Raw genomic sequence first — 10,072 nt, forward strand, 5'->3', positions numbered from 1 at the left:
AATGGCCGGCAGCGCGTGTGACCACTTCCGGGCAGCCATGGTAGACCTCTGCTGCGTTTCTGGTAACCGCCAATCGCTGACAAGTCACCGTCCGTCCCGAGGATTCAGTCATTTTTACAACCGATGCTTGACTTCTCTTTTTGAATCAGTAACATACGCACCAATTCCGCAATAGCTCAGTTGGTAGAGCAAATGACTGTTAATCATTGGGTCCCTGGTTCGAGTCCAGGTTGTGGAGCCAAATAGCAAAGCCCCTGAATCGAAAGATTCAGGGGCTTTTTTGTGGGCGCTCGAAAAGAACAAAAGATCGCAGCCTTCGGCATCTACAGATTCAGCGTTCATCCTCAAAGTGGGCGGAGTATGAGATCTGTGTAGGAGCTGCCGAAGGCTGCGATCTTTTGATCCTCAAATAAAAAGGGCCGATCTGTATAAAACAGATCGGCCCTTTTCTATTCACATACTGCCGTCAGACGTGTTCGCTGCTCTTCACCTGCGCCTTCGGCGCGCCGTGCCCATGATCGTGGTCATCTGGCTCGATGACCGGCACTTCCTTGCCATCGCAGTCATGCAGCTTGCCGTCGCTGAAGTAATCGCCTTCACGCAGCGCCGCCAGATCGCGATAGCGCAGGGTCCGCTCTTCTGCCGCGGCAAACACCGACTGTTGATCCGAGTTGCCGGCGGTGAAGTGGTTGAACGCCAGGTTGAGCAGGATCGCCATGATCGCCGACGAGCTGATACCCGAGTGGAAAATGGTCGCGAACCAGCTCGGGAAGTGATCGTAGAAGTTCGGTGCGGCAATCGGGATCATGCCGAAACCGATCGAGGTGGCGACGATGATCAGGTTGACGTTGTTGCGGTAATCCACCTTGGACAGCGTACGGATACCGCTCGCTGCCACAGTGCCAAACAGCACGATACCGGCGCCGCCGAGTACCGAAGTCGGCACCGCGGCGATGACCCGGCCCATGAACGGCAGCAGGCCAAGAATCACCAGAAAGATGCCGCCAGTGGCCACTACATAGCGGCTCTTGATCCCGGTGACCGCCACCAGACCGACGTTCTGGGCGAAGGCACTCTGAGTGAACGAACCGAAGATCGGCGCAAACATGCTCGACAGCATGTCCGCGCGCAGGCCATTGCCCAGGCGTTTGGAATCGACTTTGGTGCCGATGATTTCACCGACCGCGAGAATGTCTGCCGACGTTTCCACCAGGGTCACCATGACCACGATGCACATCGACAGGATCGCGGCAAAGTGGAAAGTCGGCATACCGAAGTGGAACGGCGTCGGGAAGCCGAACATCGGCCCGGTGGTGACGTTGGAGAAGTCCGCCATGCCGAGGAACACCGCCAGCACCGTGCCGATCACCATGGCCAACAGGATCGACAGACGCGAGATGGTCGAGCTGCCGACTTTGCTCAGCAGCAACACCAGAACCAGTGTGACTGCCGCAAGACCGATGTTCTGCATGCTGCCGAAGTCCGGCGCGTGGCTGTTACCGCCCATGGCCCAGCGTGCGGCCACCGGCATCAGCGTCAGGCCGATAGTGGTGATCACGATGCCGGTCACCAAGGGCGGGAAGAACTTGGTGATTCGCGAGAATACCGGCGTGATCAGCAAGCCGATCAACGACGCCGCAATCACCGCACCGAGCACGGATTGAAAGCCGCCCTCCCCGCCGCTGCTGACGATCGCGACCATGGTCGCCACGCCAGAGAACGACACGCCCTGCACCAGCGGCAACTGACAGCCAAAAAACGGCAGACCCAGGGTTTGCAGCAGCGTCGCCAGCCCCCCCGCAAACAATGAAGCAGCAATCAGCAAACCAATGTCCGCCGGCGACAGGCCGGCCGCCTGGCCGATGATCAGTGGCACCGCAACGATACCGCCGTACATGGTCAGAACATGTTGCAGGCCGTAAGCCATATTCGCGCCGACCCCGAGATTTTCGTCCTCGGGCCGTTGGTGTGAAACATGGGGCGTTTTCATGGTGGGGGGTTCCCTGGTTTTTGTTATGCGCACACTGTATTCAATACTCGCGACAAGTGTCTATGGTTTTGTATACAAAATATCAGGACGGGTTACTCGTCACTCAAACGGCCTGATGACTTGAGTACCCCCTCATCACGTGGCACGATCAGAAGCCATGCCGTACGGATCAACGGATGCCCCCTGCCGGGCAAGAAAAGGAAGTCACCATGAGTGGAAAACCCGCTGCTCGCGCCACAGACGCCACAACATGCCCTGCCCATGCGGCACAGAAAATAGTTGCCGGCTCCCCCGACGTATTCTTCGATGGTTTGCCAGCCGCGCGCCTCGGCGACCCCGCCTCTTGCGGCAGCGCCATCAGCGGTAACATTTCCGCAACCGTCTTCATCAACGGTAAAAACGCCGCCACGCAAGGCAGTCAGGGCAGCCACGGCGACGTTATCGTCGGCGGTTCCGGCACCGTCATCATTGGCCAGAGTGGTGGTGGCGCGCCGATCAGTCCCGTTCCGCCGATCAACTTGGGTTTCGACGAGCAGTTCACCCTGCTGGACGCCGATGGCGAGCCCGTGCCCGACTTCGCTTACAAAATCACCACCGCGTCGGGCAAGGTCATTCGCGGCGTCACCAATGAGCGCGGACTGACCCAGAGAGTGTCGACCCGAGCGAGTGAACTGCTGCATCTGGAGCCTGACGACCTGGCCTGAACAGGAACAACCAGTGGCTGAATTCACCTGAAAGGAGTTGTAACCAGCATGGCGCAGGCAATACTCAGCAATAACCGGGCTCCCTCGAATCGACAGGGTGGCAGTACGCATCCGGCGGTCGTTGTTACCAAATACACCAAACGGGCTGACGAAAACGGTTGGCTGAGTGTCAAACTTGAGCCAAAAGGCACGCTCGTCGCCCTCTGCGAATACACCAAAGTGACCTTCACCAAGGAGTCCGGTGGTCGAACCTACTTCAGGATTGCCGATGGCAATTCGGAGTTCGTCGGGCAGACGGCCAGCCTGAAAACCGAAAATGCCTTGAAATATCTGATGGATACCCCGCCAACGGCGCCGGCCACCGTCAAGGTCAAGTACACCGGTGCACCGGATCATGCGGTCTCGGAGTTCAAAGGCAAACTGCTGCAGCAATGGGCACAGGTCAGCTTCAATGGCAAAACGGCGAAGGTGACGCTTAACAGCCAGTGGGGCGGCGAATTTACCCCGATTCCTCCCGGACGCCACCGGATCATGGCACCCGACCGCTCCCACGGGAATATCTCCACAGGTGGCTACAAGGCACAAGGTAATCTGCATTGCACCGACGTCTGGTTTCCCATTGAACTGCAAGGCACAAAAGGAAACAGCAGTCGTTACATCCACGTCGGCCATTTGTCCGACGGCTGTGTCACCTTTTATGAGCTGATCAAATGGAACGACATCTACGACTACCTGATCTGCCGGCGAGTCAAAGGTGAAGGCGGGAAATATGTCGGTGAATTGCTGGTGGAGAAATAATTGAAACGGCTACTACTGATCCGATTGATACCCGCGCTGTTGCTGGTCATTGCCAACAGCGTCAGTGCCGACTTTGGCTGTGATGACTTTCTGTCGAAGCTCGCAGACAAGCCATCGTTTGTTGAATTCAAAGGCTGCAAACAGGCGCTCGACCGCATGGGCCAGCCATTTTCAGCCAGCTATGAAGTATCCGGGGCCAATGCTTCGAAAGCCGAACAGTACCTTGAACAGCACTTCGGGATTTCGCCGATCACGCGCGCCTGTTGTGTCTGGGACTCGACCCAAAATGGATTCAGAGACCCAGCAACAGGCATCAACTACCTGATCAGCATTGGCTCAGAGGAAACAGAGGTCAGGCAACGAGAGTCGTGGGCCAAAATCAATCTCTTCACGATCCAGGTCGATGCTTACGCTGAGGATCCCTGACCAGACTCGATAAGGCGTCCGAGCACCGGCCTCAACAACTGAGGGATCGCGCCCCGTATCCCAAACTCAACCTCAAGCAAATCGAGTAGATCCTCGACGTCCGCGACATCACGCCGCTCGCTCTCGGCACCCATGCGATGAACAGCGAAACTGCCATTGTTCAGGGTCTTGCGCCAGCCATCCCCGGTGCGCGCGACCATCAGACGCTGAGTAAACGGTGACTCAGGGTGAGTCGAGACATACCAGTTGCCAATGGTGTAATCGATGTCTTCCTGGCGTTGCAGATCGAACAGGTACATCGGTCGCCATTCACCCGCCACATTGGCACGCAGCATGTAGCCCTCGGCCTGCTGTTCTATGCGATAGGATTCGTGCGGGGTGGCCTGCTCGGCCTCAGTGTCGAGGAGCAGCGGCGCGGTGGGCACCATGCCACCAAAACCTACGTCCGTGATGTAGCGCACGCCGTCGATGGTCACCAGGCTCAAGCGATGCGTGCGCGCTGTCCAGCTGCCCTCGGGCTGATTCATCACCACGCGCCCGCTGATGGCCCGGGCATCGAAGCCCAATTCAAGCAACAGGGCGAAGAACAGGTTGTTGAGTTCGTAGCAGTAACCACCACGGCCACCGACGAGGATTTTTGCTTCGATGGACGGCAGATCGATCAACACCGGCGCCCCGGTGATTGTCGCCAGGTTCTCGAAGGGGAACACGCCGGTGTGACGCAATTGCAACAGGCGCAGCGTTGCCAGCGTCGGTGCCGGCGGCGCATCAAACCCCAGACGCTGCAAGTACAGCTTCAGATTCGTCAGGCGTGGCTCACTCATTGCTCAGTCCTTTTGCATGGGGCCGCAGGTCACTGCGTTGATGGTCGCCATGTATACGGGATCAGGCACTGTTTTCGACAATTGATTTCGCCAATCGACCGCTAGCGTTTCTTGCGCGAACCGATACGGATCCACGTCGGCGCATGGTCACTGGCGTGGGGTTCATTGCGCACCCAGGCGTCTACCCCAGCCTCGTGCAAATACGGACTCAGCGCCGGGTTGAGCAACAGATGATCGATGCGCAGACCGGAGTTGGTTTGCCAGTGCTGGCGGAAGTAATCCCAAAACGTATATAGCCGATCTTCGGGATACAGATGCCGCAGCGAATCGGTCCAGCCCTGATCCAGCAGGCGCTGATAACACTCGCGGCTTTCGGGTTGCAGCAGCGCATCCTTGAGCCAGGAACGGGTGTTGTAGATGTCCATGTCGGTGGGCACGACGTTGTAGTCGCCGGCCAACACCACCGGATGATCGCTGCTTTGCAAGTCTTTCGCGTAGCTGATCAACCGTTCGAACCAGGCCAGTTTGTAATCGAATTTCGGCCCCGGTTGCGGGTTGCCGTTGGGCAGATACAGGCAGCCGACCAGCACGCCGTGCACCGCCGCTTCCAGATAACGGCTGTGCTTGTCATCGGGATCGCCCGGCAAACCGCGCCGGCTCTCCAGCGGTTGCGCGTCGCGGGCGAGAATCGCCACGCCATTCCACGAGGCCTGGCCCTGCCAGATCGCGCCGTAACCGGCGGCTTCCAGTTCTGCCGCAGGAAACGCCGTGTCGACCGATTTCAGTTCTTGCAGGCAAGCGATGTCCGGTTGTTCGCGCTTGAGCCAGTCCAGCAGGTTCGGCAAACGCGCGCGTAAACCGTTGACGTTATAGGTGGCGATCCGCAGGTTTTTCATCGGCTGAGGCTCCTGCCCGTGGGCTGTGAAAAATCTGACCCCGTGACGCTCGCGGCGGTTGCATCGGATCGGTACACAGGGTCATGCCGTCGGCGACCGGTAATGCTCAGGTGCGATTGCGCAGCCACTGCAAAAAGCCTCTTTTGGGTACAACCGCCGGCGCTTCCTCGGTCAGCGATTGCGCCTTGTGCAGGCGGAAATCGAGCAGCGTCTGCATCGCGTCGTGGATGTCATGACGCGCATCGAGGCACGGTTTGAGGTAAGACTTCTCGATGCGATACAACGCGCAAAAGGTTTTCGCCGAAAAGTCCGCCGGCAACGCGGTATCGGACAAGATCCCTGCCTCGCCAATCACCTCGCCCGGCCCCATGCGCCCGGACTCGAACGGTGTGCCGTGGCGCTTCAACGTCACCGACACCACACCGGACTCAATAATGAACAAGTGATCGCTGACCTCCCCGCCCGCCAGAATGACTTCGCCGGCACGAAAGGTTTGCAGGTTCATGTTCTGGCTGAAGGTGTCTTTCTCTTCCTGACGCAGGGTCGAGAAGATCGGCGAGCTGTCGAGCAACGCCCGAGGCCGCGACAGGTTGGTCGGCGCAGCACTTTCATCGCTCGACAGCAAATTGACCCCGGACGCCTGCAAGTGCCGATACGCCAGGTCGAACAGCTGATTGCGCACCACGCGCTTCTCGCCCATCGATGCAACGAAGCCACTGATCTCGTATTCCGCACCACTGCTGCCGGAGCTTTTCAGTGCGACGCTCGGTGCAGGTGTGTCGAGCAACTGGCGACAGCCCTGCATCGCCCGCTCCAGCGCATCGATCACCGAACTGGGCCGCGCATGCGGGCTGACCTGCACGCTGACCGCGACGCCGAACATATTGCTCGGCCGACTGAAGTTGATTATCTTGGCCTTGGCCGCCAGCGAGTTGGGGATCACCGCCATGCTGCCCTGACTGGTTTGCAGGCGCGTGGCGCGCCAATCGATGTCGGTGACCCGGCCTTCGGTGCCGTCGATGGAAATCCAGTCATCCAGTTGATAAGGCTTGGTGGTGTTGAGGACGATCCCGGAGAACACGTCGCTGAGCGTGCTCTGCAAGGCCAGACCGACGATGATCGCCAACGCTCCGGAGGTTGCCAGCACGCCTTTGACCGGCAAATCCAGCACATAGGCCAGCGCCGCAATAATCGCGATGAGGAAAATCACCGCGCCAAGCAAATCCTGCAACAGCCGCCCGGTGTGGCCGACCCGCTGCATCATCACTGCGCCAATCAACACCGTCAGGGTGCGCGCGCCGAACAGCCACCAGGCAATCTGCAGGCCGGTCGCCGCCAGGTGCAGCGGCACGTTATCGGCCCACGGCGCCGGCTCCATCGGATTGAGGCCTTCGTTGAACAGCAGCACGCTGAACAGGCTGAAAATCAGCACCCGCACCAGCAGTTTCCATTCGCTGCCATGGGAACTGATCAGACGCCACAAGCCCAGATCGAGGAGGATCAGGATCAACGCGCAGAACAACGGATGTTCGGTGAGCAGAGACAGCATCAAACAACTCCGACGGGGGCCAATCGCGAGAAGATCGCACAGATTGAGCAAGTGTAGGAGCAATTGATTTCAGAGGATGAACACGCCCGCAAAAACACCACAAACCCCATGTAGGAGCTGCCGCAGGCTGCGATCTTTTGATCTTTAAAAAACAACATCAAAAGATCGCAGCCTGCGGCAGCTCCTACACAGGTTTACGGGGTGACAGATTACTTACCGTTAGTCAGGGTGCTGTAGCTGGTCATCAGGTTGCGGTAGTCCGGGATGTGGTTGGAGAACAGCGTGCCCAGCCCTTCGATGTCGTTGCGCCAGTCGCGGTGCAGCTCGCAGGCCAGGCCGAACCAGGTCATCAATTGCGCGCCAGCCGTGGACATGCGGTTCCACGCCGATTCGCGGGTCAGTTCATTGAACGTGCCGGAGGCGTCAGTCACCACGAACACATCGAAGCCCTCTTCCAGCGCCGACAGCGCCGGGAATGCCACGCAGACTTCCGTCACCACGCCAGCGATGATCAACTGTTTCTTGCCAGTGGCCTTGATTGCCTTGACGAAATCTTCGTTGTCCCAGGCGTTGATCTGCCCCGGACGGGCGATGTACGGCGCGTCCGGGAACAGCGCTTTCAGCTCCGGCACCAGTGGGCCGTTGGGGCCGGTTTCGAAACTGGTGGTGAGGATCGTCGGCAGCTTGAAGTACTTGGCCAGATCGGCCAGCGCCAGCACGTTGTTCTTGAACTTGTCCGGCTCAATGTCGCGCACCAGCGACAGCAGCCCGGCCTGATGGTCAACCAGCAGTACCGCAGCGTTGTTCTTGTCCAGACGTTTGTATTGGGTGTTCATGGGCGTTTCCTCTTTTCTATAGGCAACAGCCATCCCTGGCCTGCGAACCGGCCTACGCGTCCTGTGTAGAGCGCAGTGGTGGTGCGTTAAGCGTGCATCTGGCCGAAGCGGCCGGACTGGAAGTCGGCGAAAGCCTGGTGGATTTCCTGCTCGGTGTTCATCACGAACGGGCCGTGACCGACGATCGGTTCGTCGATCGGCTCGCCGCTGAGCAGCAGTACCACCGCGTCCTGGCTGGCTTCGATCGTCAATTGATGGCCGTCACGCTCGAACAGCGCCAACTGCCCTTCGCGCACCGACTCCACTGCGTTGACCTGCACCGAACCTTTCAACACCACCAGCGCCGTGTTGCGGCCTTCATGCAGATCGAGCGTCAGCAACTTGCCGGCGTTCAGGCGCAAGTCCCACACATCGATCGGGGTGAACGTATGCGACGGGCCTGTGTGGCCCTCGAACTCGCCGGCGATCAGCCGCAGGCGACCGGCGTTGTCCTTGAGCGCAATGCTCGGGATGTCGCTGTCGAGAATGGTCTGGTAACCCGGCGCGGCCATTTTGTCCTTGGCCGGCAGGTTGACCCACAGCTGGACCATTTCCAGTTTGCCGCCGCTCTTGGCGAAGTTTTCCGAGTGAAACTCCTCATGGAGGATCCCGGAAGCCGCGGTCATCCATTGCACATCGCCCGGGCCGATCACGCCACCGCTGCCGGTCGAGTCGCGGTGCTGCACTTCGCCTTCATAAACGATCGTCACGGTTTCGAAACCACGGTGCGGATGCTGACCCACGCCACGGCGTTCGGTGGTCGGGGTGAAATCGGCCGGGCCGGCGTGGTCGAGCAGCAGGAACGGGCTGATGTGTTTGCCCAGGTTGTCGTAGGAAAACAGCGTGCGAACCGGGAAACCATCGCCGACCCAATGGCCGCGCGGGCTGGTGTAGATACCGATGATGTTTTTCATGGTTGTCTCCAATGGGGGGTGAGTGATGCGATGGATCAAGCTTAAATCCATGACCATTAATGCACTAGACTGCAAAAATCAGCCTTAGCGTTCTATATGGAGAACGATGGTGGAAGACCTCAACACCCTCTACTACTTTACCCAAGTGGTCGAACATCACGGTTTCGCCGCCGCCGGGCGCGCACTGGACATGCCCAAATCAAAACTCAGCCGACGTATTTCCGAACTGGAAGAACGCCTCGGCGTGCGCCTGCTGCACCGCACCAGCCGCCATTGCTCGCTGACCGAAATCGGCCAGGCCTATTACCAGCGCTGTCTGGCCATGCGCGTCGAAGCCGAAAGCGCCGCCGAGCTGATCGAACGCAACCGCTCCGAACCGCAGGGACTGGTGCGCCTGAGTTGCCCGACAGCGCTGCTCAACTCGTGGGTCGGGCCGATGCTCACCCGTTACATGCTCAAGTATCCGTTAGTGGAGTTGTTTATCGAGAGCACCAACCGCCGCGTCGATCTGCTGCACGAAGGTTTCGACATCGCCCTGCGCGTGCGCTTTCCGCCGTTGGAGAACACCGACATGGTCATGAAGGTGCTGGGCAACAGCACGCAGTCGGTGGTCGGCAGCCCGCAGTTTGTCCAACATCTGTCGTCACCGCCCTCACCTGCCGATCTCAATGGTTTGCCGAGCCTGCACTGGGGCGCGGCGCAGCGTGAATATCAATGGGAGCTGCTCGGGCCGAATGACGACACGGCGCTGATTCGCCATACGCCGCGCATGGTCACGGATGATTTGATTGCCCTGCGCCAGGCAGTCATTGCTGGCGTTGGCGTAGCGCATCTACCGAGTGTGGTGGTGCGTGAGGACATCGCGGCAGGGCGAGTCGTCGAATTGATTCCGGGGTGGGCGCCGAAGTGCGGCGTGGTGCACGCAATCTTTCCGTCGCGGCGCGGGTTGTTACCGTCGGTGCGTACGTTGATTGATTTTCTCGGAGAGGAGTTTGCGCACAGCGATATTGCTTGAGTCGGTGGTGCGCCCTTCGCGAGCAGGCTCGCTCCCACAGAGGATTTGTTAACACCACAGATCTCCTGTGGGAGCGAGCCT

The 10,072-nt window shown here is 59.2% G+C and carries 10 protein-coding genes and 1 tRNA gene; 5 read left to right on the forward strand and 6 right to left on the reverse strand.

All coding sequences use genetic code 11. The annotated features are described in order from the left end of the window. Positions 1–165 precede the first annotated feature (165 nt). Positions 166–241, forward strand: a tRNA-Asn gene (locus tag M9827_RS23215). A gap of 225 nt (positions 242–466) precedes the next feature. Here the strand turns inward: M9827_RS23215 and M9827_RS23220 are convergent. Then, positions 467–1,990 (reverse strand): nucleobase:cation symporter-2 family protein, encoded by a 1,524-nt coding sequence (locus M9827_RS23220; RefSeq protein WP_250607317.1) that lies wholly within the window; start codon positions 1,988–1,990, stop codon positions 467–469. A gap of 209 nt (positions 1,991–2,199) precedes the next feature. Between M9827_RS23220 and M9827_RS23225 the strand changes: the two genes are divergently transcribed. The 3 genes from M9827_RS23225 to M9827_RS23235 are packed head-to-tail and all read left to right on the forward strand — an operon-like array spanning position 2,200 to position 3,918. Then, complete coding sequence (locus tag M9827_RS23225) at positions 2,200–2,694, forward strand: PAAR domain-containing protein (RefSeq protein WP_095047666.1); 495 nt, start codon at positions 2,200–2,202, stop codon at positions 2,692–2,694. 48 nt (positions 2,695–2,742) lie between these two features. Further along, entirely contained in the window at positions 2,743–3,492 is a 750-nt protein-coding gene (locus tag M9827_RS23230; RefSeq protein WP_250607319.1) for a hypothetical protein, read from the forward strand. Then, the gene (locus M9827_RS23235; protein ID WP_250607320.1) at positions 3,493–3,918 is read left to right on the forward strand and encodes a DUF4952 domain-containing protein; all 426 of its coding nucleotides are present in this window, start codon (positions 3,493–3,495) and stop codon (positions 3,916–3,918) included. It abuts the gene before it with no gap. On the opposite strand, the gene M9827_RS23240 is transcribed toward M9827_RS23235, so the two are convergent. The 5 genes from M9827_RS23240 to M9827_RS23260 all read right to left on the reverse strand — a co-directional run bounded on the left by M9827_RS23240 (position 3,900) and on the right by M9827_RS23260 (position 8,976). Further along, entirely contained in the window at positions 3,900–4,742 is an 843-nt protein-coding gene (locus tag M9827_RS23240) for an arylamine N-acetyltransferase family protein (RefSeq protein ID WP_250607321.1), read from the reverse strand. The genes M9827_RS23235 and M9827_RS23240 overlap by 19 nt on opposite strands. Before the next feature lie 101 nt (positions 4,743–4,843). Next, positions 4,844–5,638 carry an exodeoxyribonuclease III gene (gene xth / locus M9827_RS23245; protein ID WP_095047670.1) on the reverse strand — a complete coding sequence of 265 codons (795 nt, stop codon included), beginning with the start codon at positions 5,636–5,638 and terminating at the stop codon, positions 4,844–4,846. Positions 5,639–5,744: 106 nt separating this feature from the next. Next, complete coding sequence (locus M9827_RS23250) at positions 5,745–7,187, reverse strand: mechanosensitive ion channel family protein (protein WP_250607322.1); 1,443 nt, start codon at positions 7,185–7,187, stop codon at positions 5,745–5,747. A gap of 209 nt (positions 7,188–7,396) precedes the next feature. Beyond that, positions 7,397–8,023 carry an isochorismate family cysteine hydrolase YcaC gene (gene ycaC / locus M9827_RS23255; RefSeq protein ID WP_250607323.1) on the reverse strand — a complete coding sequence of 209 codons (627 nt, stop codon included), beginning with the start codon at positions 8,021–8,023 and terminating at the stop codon, positions 7,397–7,399. A gap of 86 nt (positions 8,024–8,109) precedes the next feature. Beyond that, positions 8,110–8,976, reverse strand: a complete 867-nt coding sequence (locus M9827_RS23260; RefSeq protein WP_250607324.1) for a pirin family protein — start codon at positions 8,974–8,976, stop codon at positions 8,110–8,112. A gap of 106 nt (positions 8,977–9,082) precedes the next feature. Between M9827_RS23260 and M9827_RS23265 the strand changes: the two genes are divergently transcribed. Continuing rightward, positions 9,083–9,991, forward strand: a complete 909-nt coding sequence (locus M9827_RS23265; RefSeq protein WP_250607326.1) for a LysR substrate-binding domain-containing protein — start codon at positions 9,083–9,085, stop codon at positions 9,989–9,991. The last annotated feature ends 81 nt before the right edge of the window (positions 9,992–10,072 follow it).

Origin of the sequence: Pseudomonas sp. AKS31, assembly GCF_023634765.1 — a bacterium.
Taxonomy (GTDB): Bacteria; Pseudomonadota; Gammaproteobacteria; order Pseudomonadales; family Pseudomonadaceae; genus Aquipseudomonas.